This is a genomic window from Streptomyces sp. NPDC032091 (assembly GCF_055580265.1).
The window spans coordinates 162,970-185,298 of sequence record NZ_JBVILR010000010.1 but is presented as its reverse complement, the minus strand read 5'-3'; the positions used below and the strand labels follow the sequence as shown (position 1 = coordinate 185,298).

Below are 22,329 nucleotides of genomic sequence, written 5' to 3'. Positions count from 1 at the left end.
TACGAGCCGAGGAAACCCGTGAGCGACACCCCATTCGGATTCGGCCTTCCGCCGGAGGAGCCGGAGGACGGCGACAAGGGCAAGAAGGGGGGCCAGGGCGGCCCCGCGAATCCGTTCGGGTTCAACCCGGGCGGCCTCCCCGGCGGCCTTCCCGGCGGCGCGGACAATCCTTTCGCCGCGATGTTCGGTGCGATGAACCCGAACGATCTGGGCGCGGCCTTCCAGCAGCTGGGTCAGATGCTGAGCTACGAGGGCGGCCCCGTGAACTGGGACATGGCCAAGGACATCGCCCGCCAGACCGTCGCCCAGGGCACGGCGGACGGCGTGAAGGACGCCAGCGTCGGCGTCGCCGAGAAGTCCGCGGTCGAGGAGGCGGTGCGCCTGGCCGACCTGTGGCTGGACGGCGTGACCTCCCTGCCGTCGGGGGCCAACGCGGCCGTCGCGTGGAGCCGCGCCGAGTGGGTCGAGGCGACCCTCCCGGTGTGGAAGGAGCTGGTGGACCCGGTCGCCGAGCGCGTCGGCGCGGCCATGGGCGGCGTGCTGCCCGAGGAGATGCAGGCCATGGCGGGCCCGCTGCTCGGCATGATGCGCTCCATGGGCGGGGCGATGTTCGGCCAGCAGATCGGCCAGGCCGTGGGCACCCTCGCGGGCGAGGTCGTCGGCTCCACGGACATCGGGCTCCCGCTGGGCCCGGCCGGGCGGGCGGCGCTGCTGCCGCTGAACATCGAGAGCTTCGGCAAGGACCTGGGCGTCCCCTCGGACGAGGTGCGCCTCTACCTGGCCCTGCGCGAGGCGGCGCACGCCCGCCTCTTCGCGCACGTGCCGTGGCTGCGCTCGCACCTGTTCGGCGCGGTCGAGGGCTACGCGCGCGGCATCAAGGTGGACACCTCGAAGCTGGAGGACGTGGTCGGCCAGCTCGACCCGTCGAACCCGGAGCAACTGCAGGAGGCCCTCCAGGGCGGCATGTTCCAGCCGCAGGACACCCCGGAGCAGAAGGCCGCGCTGGCCCGCCTGGAGACGGCGCTCGCGCTGGTCGAGGGCTGGGTGGACGCCGTGGTGCACGAGGCGGCCAAGCCCCGGCTGACCTCGGCCGACGCCATGCGCGAGACGATGCGCCGCCGGCGTGCCTCGGGCGGCCCGGCGGAGCAGACGTTCGCCACGCTGATCGGGCTGGAGCTGCGGCCGCGCCGGCTGCGGGACGCCTCGCGGCTGTGGGCCTCGCTGACCGACGCCCGCGGGATGGACGGCCGCGACGGGCTGTGGGAGCACCCGGACATGCTGCCGACCGCCTCGGACCTGGACGACCCGGACGGGTTCGTGCACCGCGAGCAGCTGGACTTCTCGGAGATCGACAAGATGCTCGGCGAGGCCGCCCGCAAGCGCGAGCAGGACAAGCCGGGCGAACAGGGCGAGGGTGACGAGAAGAAGTGAGCCTGTACGAGGACGCCGTCCTGGTCCTGAAGGACTACGAGGGCCGGGACGAGCAGCAGCGCGAGCTGAGGGACGTCTACCTGGAGCACCTGGCGGAGCACCCGGACGGCATGTACAAGCCCTGCGGGGCGGGGCATGTGACGGGCAGCGCGCTGGTCGTCGACCCGGTCGGCGGCCGGGTCCTGCTGACCCTGCACAAGAAGCTCGGGCTGTGGCTCCAGATGGGCGGGCACTGCGAGCCCGGTGACACCACGCTGGCCGGTACGGCGCTGCGCGAGGCGGTCGAGGAGTCGGGCATCCCCTCCGGGCTGACGCTGCTGGCGGGCGGGCCGGTGCGGCTGGACCGGCACCCGATCCCGGCGCCGTGCAACTGGCACCTGGACGTGCAGTACGCGGCGCTGGCCCCGGCCGGTGCGGAGGCGGAGATCAGCGACGAGTCGCTGGACCTGCGCTGGTTCGCGTACGAGGAGGTCGCTTCGGTGGCCGACACCTCGGTGGTGCGGCTGCTGGAGGCGACCCGGGAGCGGCTGGGCGCGTAAGGGCGTGACGAAGGGGCGGGCCCGGTGGGTCCGCCCCTTCGCCGTGCCGGTGCGGCCGCCCGCTCAGCTCCAGACGTTGTTCTGGTTCTGGGCGTGCGCGCCGTGCTGGCCCATGCCGTACTGGGCGGCGAGGCCCTGGCCGAGCTGGGCGTTCTGCGGGGGCAGCACCTCGCTGGGCTGCACCAGGGCGAAGCCGGTGCCGAGGAAGCTGAGCTCCCAGCCCTCGCCGGTGTTGCCGCGGCGCCGCCAGACGCCGCTGGAGTGCGTCTGGGCCTGCATCTGCACGCGCAGGGAGGTGGACCAGGCGACGATGGCGTCGGCGTCGGCGTTGACGTACTTGTCCGGGGTGACCTGCATCATCAGCGGCTGGCCGGAGGTCATCAGGGCGACCTTGCCGCGGCCGGTGATGTTGAGCTGGTACTTGCCGGAGCCGGAGATCCCGTACTGGCTGTCCACCGCGATGACCTCGGTGTGCAGGGTGGAGTCCATGGCCAGGACGTAGCTGCTGTCGACGGTCAGGCCCTCGTGGTCGACGTCGAGGACGTGGACGTCCTGGGCGAGGTTGGCGAAGTAGATCGTGCCCTGGCCGGAGCAGCGCATCAGGTCGAGGCCCTCGCCGGTGCGCAGGCGGGCACCGCGTTGGCCCGTGCTCTGGTACTCGCCGTCGAAGTCGACGATGCCCTGGTAGGCGACCATCGAGCCCTTGCGGGCGAGGACGTCGTCGGAGCCGGTCAGGGTGACCCGCAGCAGCTGCGGGTTCTGGACGGCGTACCGCTCCTGGGACTGCCGCTCGGCGTGGCCGAAAAGTGAGCTCTGCATGGTGTGTCCGCTCCCCCTCAGCCCCGGGTCCGGAGCCGGTCGGTGCTGTCCTCGCTGGGCTGTACGACGACGATGCCCTGGCCGGAGAAGGCCATCTGGTAGGCCTCCCCGCTGCCCCGGCCGATCAGTGACGAGGCCTTGAAGCTGCTCTTGCCCTTGACCTTGAGGTTCGGGGACCAGGCGACGAGCGCGTCGGGGTCGACGAACGTCTCGTCGTCGCCGCGTCCGCAGTCGACCACGATCGGGGTGCCGCGCGAGGTGATGGCGACCCAGCCGGTGCCGGAGACCTGTACGTTGAACAGGCCCTGGCCGGCGAACTTCGCCATGCCCTTGACCCGCTCCACGCCCCACTGGAGGTGGGCGTCGAAGGCGAGCAGGTTGGTGCCGTTGACGGAGAGGGCGTCGTTGTTGAGGTTGATGCAGACGACGTTCGCGCCGTAGTCGGCGAGGTAGAGCAGGCCGTCGCCGGTGCACTTCATCAGCGGGGCGCCCTCGCCCGTGATCCACTGCGAGGCCATCTGGCGCAGGGCCGGCGGGTTGGGCTCGTACTGGACGAAACCCTCGTAGGCGACCATCGACCCGGTGCGGGCGAAGAGGTCCTGGCCGCTTTGCATCGCGACCTTGAGCATGGCCGAACCGTGGTTCTCCATGCGGGCCGTGACGGGGGTCGGGGCGTAGCCCGCGAGCTGCTGGTTCATCGGGTTCATGGCATTCATGTGGGGCTCCCTCAGACCTCGTACGGCTGGACGACGATGAAGTTGCCGGGGGCGCCGCGGAACTGGAGGTTCACGGTCTCCCCGCTGTGGCCGGGGTAGGCGTTGCGGCGCAGCCGGACCTGGCTGGAAACGATCACCTGGGAGGCCGCCGACCAGGCCACGATGGCGTTGCTGTCGGCGAAGGTGGTCGGGGTGACGGGCAGGACGACGGGGGTGCCGTGCGTCTTGACGATCACGGTGCCGGTGCCCTGGAAGAGCATGGTGAACAGGGCTCCGCCGGGGATGCCGTGGCCCTCGATGCGGCGGACCTCGTGCTGGAGGGACTCGTCGAAGGCGAGGACGTTCTCGGAGTTGACGCAGATGCCGTCGCCCTGGAGCTCGATGGCGTGCAGGTGGGCGCCGTTCTCCGCGAGGAAGAGCTGGCCGCGGCCGGTGCAGCGCATCAGCTGCATCTCCTGGCCGGTGGCGTTGCCGACGATGCGGCCCGCGAAGCCCGCGCCCTTGTAGCTGAAGTCGACCTTGCCCTGGTAGAGGACCATGCTGCCCTGGCGGGCGAGGACGGGCTGGCCGCCGCCGGCCGCGAGGTCGACCCGCATGAGCTGGTGGTTCTGCGCGGTCCAGCGGGCGCCCGTGGGGGCCTCCTTGTACAGCTGGAGCGCGGAGGCGAGGCCCGGTCCGGCCTGCGGGGCCGCCTGGCCGTAGGGGGCCGGGGGCTGCTGGCCGTACGGGGGCTGCTGGCCGTAAGGGGCCTGCTGGGGGTAGCCCTGTTGGGGGTGCTGGGGGTAGCCCTGCTGCTGGGGCGGGACCTGGCCGCCGTAGGAGGGCTGGGGCGGCTGGCCGTAGGGGGCGGGGGCCGGGCCCGGGGGCGGGACCTGACCGCCGTACGCGTGCTGCTGTGGCGGACGGCCGCCGTGCGAGGGCGGGCCGGGCTGCTGCGGCGGGTGGGGCGGCTGGCCGTAGGGGGTCGCGGGGACGGGCGGGGTCAGCGGGCCGACCATGGTCGGGGCCGAGTGCACCGCGGCCGGGGCGGGGGCCGGCGCCGGGGGCTGCTGCTGCGGCGGGGCGGCGTACGGCGCGGGGGCGGGCGGCTGCTGGTGCACCGGGGCGCCGTAGGACGGGGCCGGCGCCGGGGCGGAGGCCTGGCCCGGCGGGGCGAACCCCGGGGCGCCGGCCTGCGGCTGGGCCGGGGCCTGCTGCGGCGGCTGCTGCTGCTCGTCCTCCTCGGCGACCTCGCCGCCGAAGTTCTCCAGCAGCGCGGCGAGCCCGCCGTCGAAGCCCTGGCCCACGGCGGCGAAGCGCCACACGTCCTTGCGGTAGAAGTCGCCGATCATCAGGGCGCGCTCGGTGCTGAATTCGGAGCCCGTGAAGGAGTAACGGACGACTTCCTCGCCGCCGGCCACGATCCGGATGTAGCCGGGGCCGATCTGCGACATCTGCCCGTCGCCGTCGAGGGTGGCGGTGAAGGACAGCTTGTGGATGGACGCCGGCACGTGGTCGAGGGTCACCCGGAAGGACTCGGTGTCCCCGGCCTGCGCGCCGAGCTGCTGGATGGACTCCTCGGGCGACTTCGGCTGGTTGTAGAAGACGAAGTAGCGGTCGTCCGACAGGCGCTCGTCGGCGTCGAGGCCGAAGCAGCTGATGTCGAAGGTGAGTCCGGGCCCGTCGATCCGGACGCCCACGTACAGATCGGTACCCGCCGTCAGGTCACTGATCCTGGCCTTGTGGCCGCGTTGGAATTCCCTGGCCATACGTCCGACCGTCCCCCGTCCCGAGTGTGATGTGGTGTGCGGCTGCTCGCCTGCGTGATCGCGTGCCGCCGGATGCGTACCGGCGGTCGTGTGCCGGCGGTCGTGTGCCGCTCAGGCTAACGGCTCGGGCCGACATCCGGGCAAGCCGGTACCGACCCGGTACATATCGCGCTCCCTGCCGGTACGTCATTCCTCGCGGGCGGCCGGGATCCGGGGGAGCCGCTCCGCCGCGACCACTCCCTCCAGGAAGCCCCGGGCCCGCTCGGTCTTCGGGTACGCCTCCAGCAGCTCCCAGAACCGGGGGCCGTGCCCGGGGACGAGGAGGTGCGCCAGCTCGTGCAGGAGCACGTAGTCGACGACGTACTCCGGCATCCCCTGGAGCCGGTGGGAGAGCCGGATGCTGCCTTCGGCGGGGGTGCAGGAACCCCAGCGGGTGTTCTGGTTGGTGACCCAGCGGACCGAGCGGGGGCGGGCGCGGCCACTGAAGTACTGCTCGGACAAACGCGCCGCGCGCTCGGTGAGTTCCGTGTCGCCGATGGCGCGCTTGCCCTCCTGGGCGGCGAGCTTGTCGAGCATGACGCCCACCCAGCGCCGCTCCTCCGCCTCGGACATGCGGGCGGGGATCAGGACGACCGTCCGGTCACCCTCGCGGTAGGCGGAGACGGTCCTGCGGCGGCGCGCGCTCCGGCGTACTTCGACGGCGTGCGGGGATGGGTCGGCGGACACGCCACGACGGTACCCGGTCGCCGTGGCGGAAGTCCCGCACGTCCGCGGTTCGAACAGGAACGCTGCGCGGTGCCTCCGAAAACCACCCCTCCATCCATCTCATATGCCTAATACCCCTTGCCTGTGGACAAATCCGCGCACGCGGTGCGGCGGGCGGGCATCGTGACGGAGGAGTCCGGGGAAACGGCCGCGGACGCCACGGGGAACGAGGAGGCGGCGATGTATCCGAAGGTGAAGCCCGCGCTGGCACGGGCGTGGCGGGATCTGCGGACGGTGCAGTTCGGGGTGACCCCGGCGCACGCGGTGGTGCTCGGCCCGGTGGACACGGCCACCGGCTCGCTCATCGACCGGATCGACGGGACGCGCGGCATGGAGCTGCTGCGGGCGGAGGCCCGGGGCATGGGCCTGCCGGAGGGGCAGGCGGACGGGCTGGTCCGCCGGCTCGCGGGGGCCGGACTGCTCGACGACGCCACGGCGGGCGGCCCCCGCGCCCAGGCCGTGCGGAGCCGGCCGGAGGTACTGGAACGGCTGGGGCCCGACCTGGGCTCCCTCTCCCTGGTGCACCCGGAGCCCGGGGGCGACTTACGGGGCGTCGCGGCCCGGCGGGCCATACGGGTCCGGGTGCGCGGGAGCGGCCGGGTGGGGGCGTTGATCGCCGCCGTGCTGGCGGGGGCCGGGGTGGGCCGGGTCGAGGTGCTCGACGGGGGCCGGGTGGAGCCGGCCGATGTGGCGCCGGGCGGGCTGGGGCCGGGGAGCGTGGGCCGGCTGCGCGCCGAGGCCGCGCGGGCCCTCGTACGGGAGGCGGCGCCGGGGCGGGCTCCGCGCGAGGGCGACCCCGAGGGGCCCGGGCCGGAGGTCGCGCTGGTGGTGGTCGCGCCCCGGGACGGGCTCCAGGCGTGGGCACCCGATCCGGCGACGGCCGCCGACTGGGTGGCGACGGGCACCCCGCATCTGTACGCGGGGGTGCTGGAGGGGACGGGGCTGGTCGGGCCGCTGGTGCTGCCGGGGGTGACGGCCTGCGCGGGGTGCATGGAGCGCGAGCGGGTCGACCGGGACCCGGCCTGGCCGCGGATGCTGGTCCAGTGGCGGTCGGCGCACCGGCGGCGGGAGCGGTCCGCCTGCGACCTGGGGCTGTCCACGGCGGTGGCCGGCCTGGCCGCGGCCCACGCCCTGGCCTTCCTCGACGGCCGCCTGCCGGCCTCCACCGGCTCCCGCTGGGAGGCCGCCCTGCCCGCACTGCACTGGGAACGCTCGGGGCTGGCCCCCCACCCTGACTGCCCGTGCGGGGCGTCGGTCCCGTCGACGGCACCGGAATTGGAGGCCCGGCCATGAGGCGGATCTCAGTCGAGCGCGGCCAGCCGCCCCTCGACGACGCGGCAGAGCTCCGGGAGCGGCGTCTCCGCCGGGCCGAGCAGGGGAAGCAGACCGCGCAGGGCCATGAGCATCTCGTGCACGTCTCCTCTGGGCGGGTCGAGGTCCAGGAAGCGGACGAGGTGGCGCCGGGCCTCGTCCCAGCGGGCCCGGACGCTGTGGGCGAGGACGAGCCAGCCGAAGTCCTCCGCGTCCTCGGGTACGCGGAGGAGGTCGACCACCCGGTCCAGGTGCCCCTCGCGGCCGGGCCGGCCGAGGGCGTGGAGCACCACGGCCGTTTCGTAGTGCGCCCAGATGCTGTCGGGTTGGAGTACGAGTGCCCGGGTGAGGTCGGCCAGGGCCTGGTCGAACCGGCCGAGCAGACGCCGGGCGAGGCCGCAGCGGGTCAGCTCCCGCGCGGTGTCGGGGCGGAGCTCGTCGGCACGGAGGTAGTCGGTCAGCGCCTCCTCGTACCGTCCGGTCTTGCGGTGGACGTCCCCCCGGTCGCCGAAGGACCAGGGCTCGTCGGGTTCGAGTTCCACGGCCCGGGTGTAGTCCGCCAGGGCTTCCGCGTACCGGCCGATCCGTTCATGTGTCCGTCCGCGCTGGTACAGGGCCCACCAGGACTCCGGCTTGAGCCGGATCGCGCGGTCGAGGTCGGACAGCGCCTCCTCGTACCGGTCCATGAGCCGGTACGTGACACCGCGCTCGGCGAGGGTCCAGGCGTCGTCGGGGCTGAGCTCGACGGCGCGGCCGAGATCGGCCATGGCCTCGGTGGTTCGGCCGAGGTTGAGGTGGCACGCTCCCCGGTTGACCAGGCTCTGGGCATCGGGATCGAGTGCGATGGCGCGGGTGTAGTCCTCGACGGCCTCTTCGAAGCGTTCCATGAGCTCGTGGGTGCGGCCCCGGCCGTAGTGGGCGCGCTCGGTGTCCGGGTCGAGGGCCAGGGCCCGTGTGTAGTCGGCGAGGGCCTCGGGGTACCTCTCGGCGTTGCGGTGGTCGCGGCCGCGGAGGGTGAAGGCGAGGCAGCGGCCCGGGGTGTCGAGCCGGCTGTCGGTCAGCAGGAGGGTCAGGAGGGCGAGGCCGGGCTCGGGCTGTTCCAGGGCCGCGCGAAGGCGGGCGCTCCAGCCCGCCAGGTCGGCGGATTCGGTGTCCCTGGCGGCCTGGTCCAGGGTGCCCGCCCAGCGGCGGAGGGTGGTGATGCCGTGGTCGTAGGCGTCGAGGAGCTCCCCGAGGGCGGCGGGGAGGGCGCCGCGCGGGTCGGCGCAGAGCCGGTGGTAGGTCTCCTGGCGGCGGTGGCCGCGCCAGGTCTCGTCCCACCACCAGCCGTCCGGCGGGGCGGTGGCCTGTTCCAGTCGTTCGCGGCGCTGCCGGAAGGCGTCGGCCAGGCGGGTGTGCAGCTGTTCCCACCGTGCGGGGGACTGGCGGCGCTGGAGGCGGAGCATCGCACCGCGGACGACCTCGTGGTAGCGGCAGTGGCCGGAGCGGTCGGTGACGAAGGGCAGCGAACGCAGCCAGCCGAAGAGTTCGGCCGCCTCCTCCTCGACGGCCGCCCGGTACACGTCCTCGTCCAGGGCCTGCGGGAAGGCGCAGGCGAGGGCGGCGGCCCGGCGGGCCGGGTCGGTCTCCCACTTCAGGAAGCGCTCGACGGCGGTGCCGCTCGGATCCCCGATCTCCTCCACGCTTCCCGGCTGGGTCTCGGCGAGGGTGGAGACCAGGACGGGGAGCCGTTCCGACAGCCGCAGGATCACCTCGACGACCCTCTCGTCCGTCACCCCCTTGCCGGTGAGCAGGGCGCGGGCCTCGGTGTCGGTGAACACCTCCAGCGGCCAGTCGGTGACCAGGTCGTGCCAGTCCTCCCAGCAGGGGGCGGCGAGCCGGGACTGGCCGGCCAGGACGACCAGCACGTTCGCGGGAAGCTCTCCGTGGCGGTCGGTGACCATGATGTCGCGCAGCCAGGTGTCCAGCATCGGCCCGGTGCGTTCGTAGGTGTCGAAGAACAGCACGATCCAGGGGTGCCTGCGGGCGGCCTCCGAGAGTTCCTCCAGGAAGAGGGGGGTGAGGACGTCCAGTGGGGAGAGGATCAGTTCGACGTCGCCGTGATGGCGCAGTCGGCTGCTGAGGAGGGCTCTGACCCGATCCGCTCCGGCGGCGACCTGGTGCGGGTCGACCGCGCCGGTGAAGGCGCCGACTCCGGGGATCAGGCCCAGGCCGGCCAGGCCCAGCTGGGAGGCGACCGTGCTGGAGGGCGACGGGGCGGAGGCCGCGGCCGGGTCGGCCGCTGCGGCGCCGAGACCGGCGTCGGCCTCGTGCCGGCGCTGGCGGTAGGTGGCCAGCAGTTTGTCGAAGCCCTTCAGGGGGGCGCCCTGCTGGGCGAACTGGCCGCTGATGACCTCCATCGTCTCGATGACGTCCGCCACGGACTCGTCGGCATAGGCGGTGACCGCCTGTCCTTCACGGGCGATGGTCTCCAGTTGCCGTACCAGGGTCGACTTTCCGACGCCGGCCGGGCCGCGCACGTGGAAGAGGAACGGGGTCGCCTCCTCGGGAGGCCGGCGCATGGCCTCGCGGAAGGCCGAGACCTCCCCCGTGCGGCCGATGAAGCCGCTGGAACGCCGCCGCCGGATCAGTTCCTGCCGAGAAGGCCCCCGCCCCGCCATCGACGGTCCCCCTTCACGATCGGCTCCGGTCGCTGTCCCGACCATGGTGTCCCACCCGGGTTGGCGGGGCTCGGGGTTGGCCGGATTCGGGGGGCGGTGGAGGGGGTCGGTGGGGCCGCGGTCGGTGGGGAGGGCCATGACAGGATGCGTGTGACCGCAGGCGGGGGGAGGGCACCCCCGAACCGCCGCTTGCGCCGAGGCTGTCTGGGAATTGGAGGGGCGCATGTCTGATCTTCCCCGGAAGGCGGTCACCCGGACCGTCAAGCTGGCCGCGTTGCCACTCGGTATCGCGGGGCGGGCCACCTGGGGGCTGGGGAAGCGGATCGGCGGCAAGTCCGCCGAGATCGTGGCCCGAGAGCTCCAGCAGCGCACCGCCGAGCAGCTGTTCCGCACGCTCGGTGAGCTCAAAGGGGGTGCCATGAAGTTCGGGCAGGCCCTGTCCGTGTTCGAGTCCGCGCTCCCCGAGGAGGTCGTCGGGCCCTACCGGGCGGCGCTGACCAAGCTTCAGGAGGCGGCGCCTCCGCTGCCGGCGGCGCGGGTGCACCAGGTGCTGGCGGAGCGGCTCGGCGAGGACTGGCGCGATCTGTTCGAGGAGTTCGAGGACAAGCCGGCCGCGGCCGCCTCGATCGGGCAGGTGCACCGGGCGGTGTGGCACGACGGGCGGCAGGTGGCGGTCAAGGTCCAGTACCCGGGGGCCGGGGAGGCGCTGCTGTCGGACCTCAAGCAGCTGGGCCGGTTCGCCGGGCTGCTGGGTCCGCTGATCCCGGGCATGGACATCAAGCCGCTGATCACCGAGCTGCGCGACCGGGTCTCGGAGGAGCTGGACTACGAGCTGGAGGCGGAGGCCCAGCGCACCCACGCGGACGCCTTCGACGGGGACGACGACGTACTCGTCCCGGACGTGGTGCACCAGGGCGACCAGGTGCTGGTGACCGAGTGGCTGGAGGGCACCCCGCTGTCGGAGGTCATCGCCGACGGCACGCAGGAGGAGCGCGACCGTGCGGGCCAGTTGCTGACCCGGTTCCTCTTCTCCGGTCCCGCGCGCACCGGGCTGCTGCACGCCGATCCGCATCCGGGGAACTTCCGGCTGATATCCGGGGCGGACGGCCGGATGCGGCTGGGCGTCCTGGACTTCGGCACGGTGGACCGGCTGCCCGGCGGCTGGCCCAAGCCGATCGGCCGGTCGCTGCGGATGACCCTGGACGGGGACGCCGAGGGGGTCTACGGGCACCTGCGCGCCGAGGGGTTCGTGAAGGAGTCCATCGAGCTCGATCCCGACGCGGTGCTCGACTACCTCAAGCCGATCATCGAGCCCGCCGAGGCCGACGAGTTCACCTTCACCCGCTCGTGGCTGCGCGGGCAGGCGGCCCGGATCGCCGATCCGCGCTCTCCGGCCCACCAGTTGGGGCGGCAGATCAACCTGCCGCCGTCCTACCTGCTGATCCACCGGGTGACGCTGAGCACCATCGGGGTGCTGTGCCAGCTGGGTGCGACCGTACGGCTGCGGGACGAACTCGACGCCTGGCTGCCCGGGTTCGCGCCCGAGGACTGAGCCTGCGGGTCACCACCAGGAGGAGTCGAGGCGGCCCTCGATCGCCCGGAGGTTGGCGCGGGCGCAGTCCACGCAGAAGTACTGTCTGGTCCCGTTCTCCACCGAGCAGGTCCAGGTGGGCGGGGCGCCGTTCGGGGAGCGGGCGCCGCAGCGCGCGCAGACGACGGACTGGTCCTCGGGTCCCGGCTGGGCGGGGTGGGGAGTCGGCTGGTCCACCACCAGACGATATCCCCGAGGGGCCGCGCCGGGCCCGCAACGCACCGGAGGGACCGGTCCGTTCGGACCGGTCCCTCCGGGGGCTGTCGCCGTCAGTGCATGACGGCCATGGCCAGCGCGCGGCGGGCGCGCATCGAGACGCGCTCGGCCTTGCGCTGCATGCGCCGGGCGGCGACCAGGCGCACGGCGTGACGCTGGGCGTCCACCTCACGCAGCCGGTCGTCCATATGCGCACGGGCCAGGGCTTCTGGGATGAGTTGCATTTCGCGGGTCCTGTTCTGACGCGAGGTGATCGCGCCGGTGGTGATGAAGTCTGCGGTGGCGGAGCCGTGCGGCTGCTCGCTCGTGGTGGCGTGAGGGGACATGGGGGCCTGCTTCAGGGGGTCGTGCGTCAGAGGGCGGTCGATGGTTCCGGTGGCGGTCATGCCGCGGCAACCGGGTTCTTGCGCGGGCGGCCGCGGGGCCGCTTGCGGGCCACGACCACGCCCTGGACGAAGAGCTCACCGCCCCAGACGCCCCAGGGCTCGCGGCGCTCCTTGGCGCCGGCGAGGCAGGCCTCGACCAGCGGGCAGGTGCCGCAGAGGGACTTGGCGTACTCGACGTCCGCCGGGGACTCGGCGAAGAAGACCTCGGGGTCGAAGGTGCGGCAGGGGACGGGGACGCCGAGGTTCTCGATGGCGTCGTCGAGCGCGGTGAGCGCGGTGAGGGGGGTCAAGGCGGGGTCCTCCGGGACTGCGGGCGGGGAGATCGTTTGGGTCTGCGGTACGGACGGGGCGTGCGCTTCGAGTTGCACGGTTGTCTCTTCCTCGTCTTGTTCGGTTAGTCGTTCCGGCCGGTCGGCCGGGTGGCGGCTGTTACCTGGTCCTGCCAGTCCCGAGGCCCCTTCGCTCCGTCGTCCCCGGTCGGGGACAAACAGAAGGGCCGCGGATCCCGGGTGGGGTTCCGCGGCCCTGAAGGCGCCGGCCTGATCATGCGATCAGGCTGGATCACTCCAGGGTTCGAGCCCGCGGAAGGCCCACATCAGGTGGTGCTGCGTCGTCGTCTGCTGCTTGGATCCGGCACCGGCTGCGGCGGCGGGGCCATAGGCGCCATGCGCCTGCTCGGCTCCGACTACTGCCACCAGTGCCTTGGTCGGTCGCTCGTTGCGCTCGCTGACCGGAAGGGTCGCCAGCAGGGCGGGCTTGTCGGCGGAAATCGCGGACAGACCGGTGCCCCGGAGGGAGACGGAACCGAGCAGGCAGGAAGCGTCGACCGAGCGATCGGTCATTTTGGTGAAGGTCATGAAGCTGGTCACTGGTCTCGCCTCCTCTCGGCGTCTCGGGGACCCGGCCCGAGGGCCTGTCCCATGCGTATTCGGATAAGTACAGCACGGATCCCGGGCTTCGGAGAAGCCACCGTTTCCGTTGCTAAGAACCTATGGGGCTCCGCCGGGCATGTGCAAACTATTTTTCCGACGAGTTTCTACGCGTCGTCAGAATCCTCGCCCGCCAGGTCCTGACCTGCGCAGATCGCCAGGACGTCGGCTCCATACCGGTCGAGCTTGCGGCCGCCCACTCCAGAGATCATCGAGAGCTCGCCCGGCTCGGAGGGCGCGGCCTCCGCGATGGCCATCAGCGTCTTGTCCGTGAAGACGCAGTAGGCGGGCAGCCCCTGGAGCTTCGACTGGCCGGCCCGCCACTCGCGCAGCCGCTCGTAGAGGCCCTCGTCCATGTCCGAGGGGCAGTCCGCGCAGCGCATCAGTTTGAGGTCGCCGGCCTCGGTCAGGGTCCGGCCGCAGACCCGGCACAGCACCGGTCCGCGGCTGCCGCGCCTGCGCGTCCCGCGCTCGGCCGGGGCTCCCGCCCGTGCCGCGGGGGCCGCGGAGCCCGGCCGCAGGCCGTTCAGGAACCTGCTGGGGCGTCGGGAGGCCCGGCCCCCCGGAGCCCGCGAGAGCGCCCAGGAGAGCGTCAGGTGGAGCCGGGCGCGGGTCACGCCCACGTACAGCAGCCGGCGCTCCTCCTCGACCTGCTCGTCGGTCTTGGCGTAGGTGATCGGCACCATGCCGTCGGTGAGGCCGACGAGGAACACGGCGTCCCACTCCAGGCCCTTCGCCGCGTGCAGCGAGGCGAGGGTGACGCCCTGGACGGTCGGCGCGTGCTGGGCGGCCTTGCGCTCCTCCAGCTCGACGGTGAGCTCGGCCAGGCCGGCGCCGGGCCGGCTGCGGGCGAAGTCCTCGGCGAGGCGGACCAGGGCGGCCACCGACTCCCACTGGTCGCGCACGGCGCCGGAGCCGGCGGGCGGCTCGGCGGTCCAGCCGGTGGAGCTGAGGACGGCCCGGACCTGGGAGCCCAGCTCCACGATGTCGTCGAGCAGCGGGTCGTTGCCCGCGGAGCGGGCGGCTCCGCGCAGGGCGAGGACCGCCTTCTGGACCTCGGCCCGCTCGAAGAAGCGTTCGGCGCCGCGCAGCTGGTAGGGGACGCCGGCGTCGGCGAGGGCCTGTTCGTAGACCTCCGACTGGGCGTTGATGCGGTAGAGCACGGCGATCTCGCCGGCCGGGACCCCGGCGGCGATCAGGTCGCGGACCCGGCGGGCGACGCCCTCGGCCTCGGCCGGCTCGTCGGGGTACTCGGCGTAGACCGGGTCGGGGCCGGGTTCGCGCTGGGAGAGCAGCTCCAGCCGGTGTTCGGCGGCGCGGCCCCGGGCCTGGCTCAGCAGACCGTTGGCGAGGTGGACCACCTGGGGGGTGGAGCGGTAGTCGCGGACCAGCTTGACCACGGTGGCGTGGGGGTGGCGGATGCGGAAGTCCAGCAGGTGGTCGGGGGTGGCGCCGGTGAAGGAGTAGATGGTCTGGCTGGCGTCGCCGACGACGCAGAGGCTGTCGCGCTCGCCGAGCCACAGCTCCAGCAGGCGCTGCTGGAGCGGGCTGACGTCCTGGTACTCGTCCACCACGAAGTGCTGGTACTGGGTGCGGATCTGCTCGGCGATGTCGTGGCGGTCCTGGAGGATGCCGACGGTCAGGAGCAGCACGTCCTCGAAGTCGATCATGCCGCGGTCGCGCTTGAGCTGCTCGTACGTGCTGTAGATCTGGGCGATCTCGGCCGGGTCCCGGGGGGCCTCGCGGCCCGCCTTCAGGGCGGCGGCCGGGTAGTCGGCGGGGACGGTCTGGGTGACCTTGGCCCACTCGATCTCGCCGGTGACGTCCCGCAGCTCGCCCCGGTCGAGGCGGACGCGGCAGCGCGCCCCGGCCTCGGCCACGAACTGGATCTTGCGTTCGAGGAGCCGGGGGACGTCCCCGCCGATGGCCCGGGGCCAGAAGTACTGGAGCTGGCGCAGGGCGGCGGAGTGGAAGGTGCGGGCCTGGACCCCGCCGGCGCCCAGCGCGCGCAGCCGGCCGCGCATCTCGCCGGCGGCCCGGTTGGTGAAGGTGACGGCGAGCACGCTGGCGGGCATGAGCTGCCCGGAGCGGACCCCGTAGGCGATCCGGTGGGTGATCGCCCGGGTCTTGCCCGTACCGGCTCCGGCCAGCACGCACACCGGGCCGCGCAGGGTCGTGGCGACCTCGCGCTGCTCCGGGTCGAGGCCCAGGAGCACGGCGTCGGCGTCGGCCGCGCCGGTACCCGGGCCGGCCGGGAACGAAGGGGGATGCGTTGCTGCTGTCACCCCGCCATGCTGCCAGGTCGGGCGGGGCGGGCGGGAAATCCGTCCACAGGCCCGGCCGGATTGTCGGATGGGTCATACCGGCCGGGCGCCGGGAATGGCCGGGGGACGGCGTGCGTTCGAGTACTCGGACCGGGCGGCCTCCGGTCCCCGAGACCTCACAGAGGAGCGAGCATGCAGGACACGGGCACGGTCACGATGTACAGCACCACCTGGTGCGGTTACTGCCGCCGGCTGAAGACGCAGCTGGACCGGGAGGGCATCGCGTACAACGAGATCAACATCGAGCTCGACCCCGAGTCCGCCAAGTTCGTGGAGCAGGCCAACGGCGGCAACCAGACCGTCCCGACCGTGCTCGTGAAGTCCTCCGCCGGCAACGAGTCCGTCATGACGAACCCGAGCCTCGCGCAGGTCAAGCAGGCCCTGGCCGTCTGACGCCCGGCACCGAGCTGACGGAGCGCATGCGGAAGGCCCCCGCCTCGGCGGGGGCCTTCCGCATGTGACGCACGTTACGGCGCCGGCTTCGGCAGCGGCCGGCCGTACCAGAGCTCGACGAGCCGGGCCGCGATCGAGATCCCCGACGGCGGGACGACCGCACCGGACTCGAACGCCTCGGCCAGTTCCTCGCGGGAGAACCAGCGGGCCTCCTGGATCTCCTCGCCGTCGACCGTGATCTCGGAGCTGACGGCCCGCGCGTTGAAGCCCAGCATCAGGCTGTACGGGAAGGGCCAGGGCTGGCTGGCGACGTACTCGACCTCGCCGATGCGCACGCCCGCCTCCTCCCACACCTCGCGGACGACGGCCGCCTCGATCGACTCGCCCGGCTCCACGAACCCGGCCAGCGTGGAGAAGCGGCCCTCCGGCCAGTGCACCTGGCGGCCGAGCAGCGCGCGGTCCTGCTCGTCGGTGACCAGCATGATCACCGCCGGGTCGGTGCGCGGGTAGTGCTCGGCGCCGCAGCCCGGGCAGCGGCGGATGTGGCCGGCGGCCGCGACGACCGTGCGCTCGCCGCAGCGGGAGCAGAAGCGGTGCATGCGCTGCCAGTTCTCCAGGGCGACCGCGTGCACCATCAGCCCGGCGTCGCGCGGGGACAGCAGCAGCCCGGCCTCGCGGAGCCCGGCGGGGCGGGCCGACTGGTCCATGCGGCCGGGCAGCGAGTCCTTCTGCAGCGCGAAGTACCGTACGCCGTCCTCGTCGGTGCCCAGGAAGTAGCGGTGGGTCTCGGTGGCCGGCGCCTCGAAGGCGGCGGTCATCACGATGCCGGTGCCGCCGTCGGGGGTGTCGTCGATCAGCACCTGGCCGCCCGAGACGACGAAGACGCGGGTCGTCGGGTGGCTCCAGGCGGCGGCCAGCCAGGCCTCGTCGAGGCGGTGGTGCGCGGCGCGGTCTATGTCGCTGGACGCGGTGAGCGACAGTGGGCGCTCGGTGTGCGTGCTCACAGGTACTTCCAACTCCCCCGGTGGATGGGACAAGGCAGGCGTACGGACGTGGGTGTGTGCGGTCAGACGGTGGCGGCGGCCGCGACGGGCGTGGGCGGGACCCAGTTCTCGGCGAGGTCGCCCCACAGGTGGGCGGCGGTCTCGACGCCCTTGAGGAGCAGGTCCAGCTCGACCTTCTCGTTCGGGGAGTGCCAGCCGTCGGACGGAACGGAGATCCCGAGGAACAGGACGGGCGCGCCCAGGACGTCCTGGAGGTCGGCCGCCGGGCCCGAGCCGCCCTCGCGGGTGAAGCGGACCTGCTGCCCGAAGGCCCGGCCCATGGCGCGCACGACGGACTGGAGCGCCGGGTGGTCCAACGGGGTCAGGCAGGGGCGGGTGGGCGCGCCGAAGGTGATGGAGTGGCGGATCCCGGCGGGGATCCGGGCCGCGACCCAGTCCCGTACGGCGGCCTCGACCTCGTACGGGTCCTGTCCCGAGACCAGCCGGAACGACAGCTTCAGGTGCGCGGAGGCGGGGACGATGGTCTTGCCGCCGGGGCCCTGGTAGCCGCCGCCGATGCCGTTGACCTCGGCGGTCGGACGGGCCCAGACGCGCTCCAGGGTGGAGTAGCCGGCCTCGCCGGAGGCGGCGTGGGACTTGGCGGTGCGCAGCCACTCGGCCTCGTCGAAGGGCAGCTCGGAGATCAGCCGGCGTTCGGCGTCGGTGAGCTCGGCGATGCCGTCGTAGAAGCCGGGGATCGTGACCCGCCCGTCCTCGTCGTGCAGGGCCGCGACGAGGCGGGCGGCGGCGGTGGCCGGGTTGGGCACGGCACCGCCGAAGGCGCCCGAGTGGATGTCCTGGTCGGGGCCGTGGAAGTCGATCTCGCAGTCGGCGACGCCGCGCATGCCGGTGCAGACGGTCGGGGTGGTCTCGGACCACATGCCGGTGTCGGAGACGACCACGACGTCGGCGGCGAGCTCGGCGGCGCGGGCCTCGACGAGCGCGCGGAAGTTCGGGGAGCCGGACTCCTCCTCGCCCTCGATGAGCAGCTTGAGGTGCACCGCGGGGGCCTCGGCGCCGGTGGCGGCGAGGTGGGCACGCACACCGAGGGTGTGGAAGAAGACCTGCCCCTTGTCGTCGGCCGCGCCGCGCGCGTACATCCGGCCGTCCTTGACGACGGGCTCGAAGGGCTCCGTGTGCCAGCCGTCGGCGAGGGCGGCGGGCTGGACGTCGTGGTGGCCGTAGACCAGGACGGTGGGGGCGGCCGGGTCGGCGGCCGGCCAGTGGGCGAAGACGGCGGGCGCGCCGGCGCCCGCGGCGGTCTCCCAGACCTCGGCGACCGGGAAGCCGGTCTCCTTGAGCTTCGCGGCGAGCCATTCGGCGCTGCGGCGTACGTCGTCCGCGTGTTCGGGCTGGGCCGACACGGAGGGGATGCGCAGCCACTCGGCGAGGTCGTCGAGGAAGGCCGTGCGGTGGGTGCCGATGTACGTGCGGACGACGTTGTCCGGGGTTTCGCTCATGGCCACGAGCCTAGCCGTCCGCCTCGTGGGCGCCGTCCGTGCCCGTTTTGCCTTGGAGGATCCGCTCAAGGCGCTCCCGGCCGGGCAGGTCCCGGGGGCGGATGACGAGGCCGCTGCGGACGTGGAGGAAGGCGGCGGCGACCCGGTCGAGGGGGGTGCCGGTGGCTTCCGCCCAGGCCAGGCGGTAGACAGCGAGCTGGAGGGGGTCGGCCTCGGTGGTACGGCCGGTCTTCCAGTCGACGACCTCGTACGAGCCGTCGGGGTTCTGGTAGACGGCGTCGATCCGGCCGCGGATGACGCGGCCGGCGAGGGTGAGCTGGACGGGCGCCTCCATCCGGTACGGGGTGCGCTCGGCGTACTCGCTGCGCTCGAAGGCGGCCTTGAGGGATTCGAGGTCGGCGGCGTCGGCGATCTCCTGGTCGGTGCCGGGGAGGTCGACGGCGGGGTCGAGGACGTCGAGGTGGGGCAGGGGCAGGGCGTCAAAGCGGGACTCGACCCAGGCGTGGAAGCGGGTGCCCAGGCGGGCGGCGGGCTGGGGGGGCTTGGGCATGGGGCGGGCGAGGTCGCGGACGAAGGCCTGCTCGTCGGCGGCGAGGCGCAGGAGCTGGCTCGCGGAGAGGGAGCCGGGCAGCTCGACGTCGCGCACGGCGGCGCGGGCGCGGAGCAGCTCGCCCTCCAGGGCGTCGAGGTCCCGGTCCCAGGAGGCGATGGTCCGGGCCTCTTCGGGGGTGAGCCGGCCGCCTGCGGGGGGCTGGGGGGTGCGCGGGGAGCGCCCGACGGCGTACGGGCCCGGCTGCGCGGGACCGTCCGGCTCGGCGGCGTACGGGTACGGCTGCGCGGCGCCGTCGGGCCTGGGTCGCGCTGCGGTGGGCACGGGTTCGCCGGCCCAGAGGTCCGCGCCGTCCTCGGCCGTGGCCGCGGTGGTGCCGGCGGGCTCGGGTCGGATGGAGTGCTCCCCCACCCCGCCCCTTCCCGAAACCGGGGCTCCGCCCCGGGCCCCGACGGGCACGGCTCCGCCGGCCCCCGGGCCATCGGCCGCCCGCGGGGCCGGCAGGCCCCGGCCGGCCGAGCCGTCCGCCTCGCCGGGCACGCCGGAGCCGCCGGACGGCTCGGCCGGGGTCCCGGCCCACGGGTCCTCGGGCACGGCTTCACCCGCCGCCGGGTCGTCCGGCCCGGGAGCGGTGCCCCCCGGCCGGGGCCGGGCCAGGAGGGCTTCGCCGGCCCACAGGTCGTCCACGCCGGCGGCGGCGTCGGACACGCCGACGGAGAAGGTCTCGGCCCACAGGTCGTCCTCGGCGGCGGCGTCGGACGGGGGACCGGGCCGCGGGGCTGCGGGTAGCGCTTCGCCGGCCCACAGGTCGTCCGGCACGCCCGGCGGGGCCTCCTCGTAGGACGGCTCCTCGCAGGTGGGGGGCCAGAGGTAGGGGTCGGGCGGCTGGGGGGGCGGCGTCGCCAGGTGGGCTTCGACCAGGGCCGCCGCGTCGCGGCGCAGGGCCAGGGAGTCCGGGTCCAGGGGCAGGGGCCAGGAGTGCTCCCCGGCGGCCTCCGCCAGCGCCGGGTTCTCGGCGTCGGGGGCCGGTTCGTCCGCCCAGGCCTCGACCTCGCCGTAGCCGGCCGCGCAGTGGTCGTGGAGCGCCGTCAGGAACGCGGACGGCCCGCGGCGGCGCTTCTGGGTGGGGCCCCACCAGTGGCCCGAGGCCAGCAGCAGGGAGCGGGGGCGGGTGAAGGTCACGTAGCCCAGGCGGAGCTCCTCCGTCTCCTTGTGGGACTTCAGGGCCGCCTTGAACGCCTTCAGGCCCGCCGAGGTCCACGCCGGGTCGGCGGGGAGGGTCGCGGAGTCACCGCGCAGGGCGTACGGGAGGACCTTGGGGTACGAGGTCCAGGACTCCGGGGCCTTCTCCTTCGGGAAGGAGCCCGCGCACAGGTCGGGGACGACCACCACGTCCCACTCCAGGCCCTTCGACTTGTGGGCGGTCAGGACCTTGACCGTGTTCTCGCCGCCGGGGAGGGCGTGGTCCAGGCCCTTCTCGTACTGGGCGGCCGTGCGCAGGAAGGCCAGGAAGGCCTGCAGGCCGGCCTCGCCGTCGAGCGCGGCGAAGCCGGCCGCGATGTCCAGGAAGTTCGAGAGGGTCTCGCGGCGGCGGGCCGCGAGGGCGTGCGGGGAGGCGGAGAGTTCCACGTCCAGGCCCGTCGTGGACAGGACGCGGTGCAGGACGTCCATCAGCGGGTCGGAGAGGGAGCGGCGCAGGTCGCGGAGCTCCTGGGCGAGGTGGGCGAAGCGGACCCGGGCGGCCGGGGAGAACGGGAGGCCCTCGGCGGCCGTGCCGTCCAGGAAGGTCTCCAGGGCGTCGGCCAGGGAGACGACCTCGGCCGGGTCGACGCCCTCGACCGCGGCGGCGAGGCGCCCGTCGGGGCCGTCGGAGGCTCCGGGGCGGGCCACGAGCTGCCGGGCGAGGCGCCCGAGCAGCGCGAGGTCGCGGGCGCCGATCCGCCAGCGCGGCCCGATCAGCAGGCGGACCAGGGCGGCGTTGGCGCCGGGGTCCTGGAGCACCTCGCAGACCGAGACCAGGTCGGCGACCTCGGGGAGGTGGAGGAGCCCGGACAGGCCCACGACCTCGACCGGGACGTCCCGGGCGACCAGCACCGCCTGGATGCTCGCGAAGTCGGCGGCCGAGCGGCACAGGACCGCGATCTCGCCCGGTTCCCGGCCCGTGCGCACCAGGTGCGCCACGGAGTCGCCGAGCCACTCCAGCTCCTCGGCGTGCGTGGGCAGCAGGGCGCAGCGGACCAGGCCGTCGCGCTCGGCGCCCGGGGCGGGGCGCAGCGCCTCGACGCCCTCGTGCAGGGCGCGCAGCGGGGCGGCGAGCCCGTTGGCGAGGTCCAGCAGGCGGCCGCCGCTGCGCCGGTTCTCGCTGAGGGACAGGCGGGTGGCCGGGGTGCCGTCGGCGTGCGGGAAGTGCTCCGGGAAGTCGTCCAGGTTGGCGACGGACGCGCCGCGCCAGCCGTAGATGGCCTGGCAGGGGTCGCCGACGGCGGTCACGGCGTGCCCGCTGCCCCCGCCGAAGAGGCCGGACAGCAGCAGCCGCTGGGCGACGGAGGTGTCCTGGTACTCGTCGAGGAGGACCACGCGGAACTCCTCGCGCAGCAGCGCGCCGACCTCCGGGCGGGTGGTGGCGAGCCGCGCGGAGAGGGCTATCTGGTCGCCGAAGTCGAACAGGTCGCGGGAGCGCTTGGCCTCGCGGTAGCGGACGACGAGCTCCAGCAGCTCCAGGCGGCCGCGGACGGCCTCGGGGGCCTTGCGCAGGTCGTCGTTGGTGAGCCTGGTGTCCGCGAGGACGCCGAGGAGTTCCGTGTCGTACGCGCGCAGCCGCGCCGGCTCGACCAGGTGCTCGGAGAGTTCCGCGTCGAGCGCGAGGAGGTCGCTGACCAGGTCGGGGACGGACTTGGTGAGGGAGGGGTAGGGGCCGGGGGCCTCGCGGAGCACCTTCGCGGCCAGCTGGAAGCGGGTGGCGTCGGCGAGGAGGCGGGCGCTGGGCTCCAGGCCGATGCGCAGGCCGTGGTCCTTGAGGAGCTGGCCGGCGAAGGCGTGGTAGGTGGAGATGCGGGGCTCGCCGCCGGCCGCCGCGTCGGACCCGGCGGGGGAAGGGTCCGGGTCGGTGATGCCGGCCCGTGCGAGGGCTTTGCGTACGCGTTCGGCCAGCTCTCCGGCGGCCTTGTTGGTGAAGGTGAGGCCGAGGACCTGTTCGGGGGCCACGGCCCCGGTGCCCACGAGCCAGACGACGCGGGCGGCCATCACGGTCGTCTTGCCGGAGCCGGCGCCCGCGACGATGACCTGGGGGGCGGGCGGGGCGGTGACGCAGGCCAGCTGTTCGGGCGTGAAGGGGATCCCGAGGAGCTCCTTGAGCTGCTCGGGATCGTCGAGGACGGGGTCGCGCCCGGACACGTACGCGGTCACCTCAAAAGGCTAGCCGCCCGCGCCGACACTCCCGGCCGGCGTC

At 73.8% G+C, this 22,329-nt stretch carries 18 protein-coding genes; 5 read left to right on the top strand and 13 right to left on the bottom strand.

What is annotated here, in order from left to right; all coding sequences use genetic code 11:
- The first annotated feature begins 18 nt into the window (after positions 1–18).
- On the top strand, positions 19–1,431 hold the full coding sequence (locus tag ACZ5NJ_RS18710; protein ID WP_468766128.1) for a zinc-dependent metalloprotease: 1,413 nt from the start codon (positions 19–21) through the stop codon (positions 1,429–1,431).
- Complete coding sequence (locus ACZ5NJ_RS18705) at positions 1,428–1,970, top strand: NUDIX hydrolase (RefSeq protein ID WP_468766127.1); 543 nt, start codon at positions 1,428–1,430, stop codon at positions 1,968–1,970. Before ACZ5NJ_RS18710 ends, ACZ5NJ_RS18705 begins: the two co-directional genes overlap by 4 nt.
- A gap of 63 nt (positions 1,971–2,033) precedes the next feature.
- Here the strand turns inward: ACZ5NJ_RS18705 and ACZ5NJ_RS18700 are convergent, their stop codons facing one another.
- The 4 genes from ACZ5NJ_RS18700 to ACZ5NJ_RS18685 all read right to left on the bottom strand — a co-directional run bounded on the left by ACZ5NJ_RS18700 (position 2,034) and on the right by ACZ5NJ_RS18685 (position 5,979).
- Positions 2,034–2,789, bottom strand: a complete 756-nt coding sequence (locus tag ACZ5NJ_RS18700) for an AIM24 family protein (protein WP_468766126.1) — start codon at positions 2,787–2,789, stop codon at positions 2,034–2,036.
- Between the two features lie 17 nt (positions 2,790–2,806).
- A complete protein-coding gene (locus tag ACZ5NJ_RS18695) occupies positions 2,807–3,487 on the bottom strand; it encodes an AIM24 family protein (RefSeq protein WP_468766206.1) in 681 nt (226 codons plus the stop codon).
- 29 nt (positions 3,488–3,516) lie between these two features.
- A complete protein-coding gene (locus tag ACZ5NJ_RS18690) occupies positions 3,517–5,253 on the bottom strand; it encodes a TerD family protein (protein WP_468766125.1) in 1,737 nt (578 codons plus the stop codon).
- 186 nt (positions 5,254–5,439) lie between these two features.
- Positions 5,440–5,979: a M48 metallopeptidase family protein gene (locus ACZ5NJ_RS18685; RefSeq protein WP_468766124.1), complete on the bottom strand. Its 540-nt coding sequence runs from the start codon at positions 5,977–5,979 to the stop codon at positions 5,440–5,442.
- 219 nt (positions 5,980–6,198) lie between these two features.
- On the opposite strand from ACZ5NJ_RS18685, the gene ACZ5NJ_RS18680 reads away from it, so the two are divergent.
- The gene (locus tag ACZ5NJ_RS18680) at positions 6,199–7,311 is read left to right on the top strand and encodes a ThiF family adenylyltransferase (RefSeq protein WP_468766205.1); all 1,113 of its coding nucleotides are present in this window, start codon (positions 6,199–6,201) and stop codon (positions 7,309–7,311) included.
- An 8-nt stretch (positions 7,312–7,319) separates the two neighbouring features.
- On the opposite strand, the gene ACZ5NJ_RS18675 is transcribed toward ACZ5NJ_RS18680, so the two are convergent.
- Positions 7,320–9,989, bottom strand: a complete 2,670-nt coding sequence (locus tag ACZ5NJ_RS18675; RefSeq protein ID WP_468766123.1) for a tetratricopeptide repeat protein — start codon at positions 9,987–9,989, stop codon at positions 7,320–7,322.
- Between the two features lie 223 nt (positions 9,990–10,212).
- Here ACZ5NJ_RS18675 and ACZ5NJ_RS18670 point away from each other — a divergent pair, with 223 nt between their 5' ends.
- On the top strand, positions 10,213–11,541 hold the full coding sequence (locus tag ACZ5NJ_RS18670) for an ABC1 kinase family protein (protein WP_468766122.1): 1,329 nt from the start codon (positions 10,213–10,215) through the stop codon (positions 11,539–11,541).
- A 9-nt stretch (positions 11,542–11,550) separates the two neighbouring features.
- Here ACZ5NJ_RS18670 and ACZ5NJ_RS18665 read toward each other — a convergent pair whose 3' ends face one another.
- The 5 genes from ACZ5NJ_RS18665 to ACZ5NJ_RS18645 form a co-directional block, all read right to left on the bottom strand.
- Positions 11,551–11,760, bottom strand: a complete 210-nt coding sequence (locus ACZ5NJ_RS18665) for a hypothetical protein (RefSeq protein ID WP_468766121.1) — start codon at positions 11,758–11,760, stop codon at positions 11,551–11,553.
- Positions 11,761–11,849: 89 nt separating this feature from the next.
- Positions 11,850–12,182: a hypothetical protein gene (locus tag ACZ5NJ_RS18660; RefSeq protein ID WP_468766120.1), complete on the bottom strand. Its 333-nt coding sequence runs from the start codon at positions 12,180–12,182 to the stop codon at positions 11,850–11,852.
- Positions 12,179–12,550 (bottom strand): WhiB family transcriptional regulator, encoded by a 372-nt coding sequence (locus ACZ5NJ_RS18655; protein WP_351879426.1) that lies wholly within the window; start codon positions 12,548–12,550, stop codon positions 12,179–12,181. Before ACZ5NJ_RS18655 ends, ACZ5NJ_RS18660 begins: the two co-directional genes overlap by 4 nt.
- Positions 12,551–12,733: 183 nt before the next feature.
- A complete protein-coding gene (locus ACZ5NJ_RS18650; RefSeq protein ID WP_468766119.1) occupies positions 12,734–13,051 on the bottom strand; it encodes a hypothetical protein in 318 nt (105 codons plus the stop codon).
- 167 nt (positions 13,052–13,218) lie between these two features.
- Complete coding sequence (locus ACZ5NJ_RS18645; protein WP_468766118.1) at positions 13,219–15,396, bottom strand: ATP-dependent DNA helicase UvrD2; 2,178 nt, start codon at positions 15,394–15,396, stop codon at positions 13,219–13,221.
- Positions 15,397–15,567: 171 nt separating this feature from the next.
- Here ACZ5NJ_RS18645 and ACZ5NJ_RS18640 point away from each other — a divergent pair, with 171 nt between their 5' ends.
- Positions 15,568–15,828, top strand: a complete 261-nt coding sequence (locus ACZ5NJ_RS18640) for a mycoredoxin (RefSeq protein WP_045949161.1) — start codon at positions 15,568–15,570, stop codon at positions 15,826–15,828.
- A 74-nt stretch (positions 15,829–15,902) separates the two neighbouring features.
- On the opposite strand, the gene nudC is transcribed toward ACZ5NJ_RS18640, so the two are convergent.
- From nudC to ACZ5NJ_RS18625, 3 genes are read right to left on the bottom strand one after another with little or no spacing between them, the layout of a single operon-like run.
- Positions 15,903–16,844, bottom strand: a complete 942-nt coding sequence (nudC, locus tag ACZ5NJ_RS18635) for an NAD(+) diphosphatase (RefSeq protein ID WP_468766117.1) — start codon at positions 16,842–16,844, stop codon at positions 15,903–15,905.
- A gap of 50 nt (positions 16,845–16,894) precedes the next feature.
- Positions 16,895–18,331 carry a dipeptidase gene (locus tag ACZ5NJ_RS18630; RefSeq protein WP_468766116.1) on the bottom strand — a complete coding sequence of 479 codons (1,437 nt, stop codon included), beginning with the start codon at positions 18,329–18,331 and terminating at the stop codon, positions 16,895–16,897.
- 10 nt (positions 18,332–18,341) lie between these two features.
- The gene (locus ACZ5NJ_RS18625) at positions 18,342–22,286 is read right to left on the bottom strand and encodes a UvrD-helicase domain-containing protein (RefSeq protein ID WP_468766115.1); all 3,945 of its coding nucleotides are present in this window, start codon (positions 22,284–22,286) and stop codon (positions 18,342–18,344) included.
- Between the last annotated feature and the right edge of the window lie 43 nt (positions 22,287–22,329).

Coding starts and splice junctions, on each gene's coding strand:
- ACZ5NJ_RS18700 (WP_468766126.1), bottom strand. CDS start 2,789: ATGCAGAGCTCACTTTTCGGCCACGCCGAGCGGCAGTCCCAGGAGCGG.
- ACZ5NJ_RS18640 (WP_045949161.1), top strand. CDS start 15,568: ATGCAGGACACGGGCACGGTCACGATGTACAGCACCACCTGGTGCGGT.
- ACZ5NJ_RS18695 (WP_468766206.1), bottom strand. CDS start 3,487: ATGAACCAGCAGCTCGCGGGCTACGCCCCGACCCCCGTCACGGCCCGC.
- ACZ5NJ_RS18660 (WP_468766120.1), bottom strand. CDS start 12,182: ATGACCGCCACCGGAACCATCGACCGCCCTCTGACGCACGACCCCCTG.
- ACZ5NJ_RS18675 (WP_468766123.1), bottom strand. CDS start 9,989: ATGGCGGGGCGGGGGCCTTCTCGGCAGGAACTGATCCGGCGGCGGCGT.
- ACZ5NJ_RS18670 (WP_468766122.1), top strand. CDS start 10,213: ATGTCTGATCTTCCCCGGAAGGCGGTCACCCGGACCGTCAAGCTGGCC.
- ACZ5NJ_RS18680 (WP_468766205.1), top strand. CDS start 6,199: ATGTATCCGAAGGTGAAGCCCGCGCTGGCACGGGCGTGGCGGGATCTG.
- ACZ5NJ_RS18630 (WP_468766116.1), bottom strand. CDS start 18,331: ATGAGCGAAACCCCGGACAACGTCGTCCGCACGTACATCGGCACCCAC.
- ACZ5NJ_RS18690 (WP_468766125.1), bottom strand. CDS start 5,253: ATGGCCAGGGAATTCCAACGCGGCCACAAGGCCAGGATCAGTGACCTG.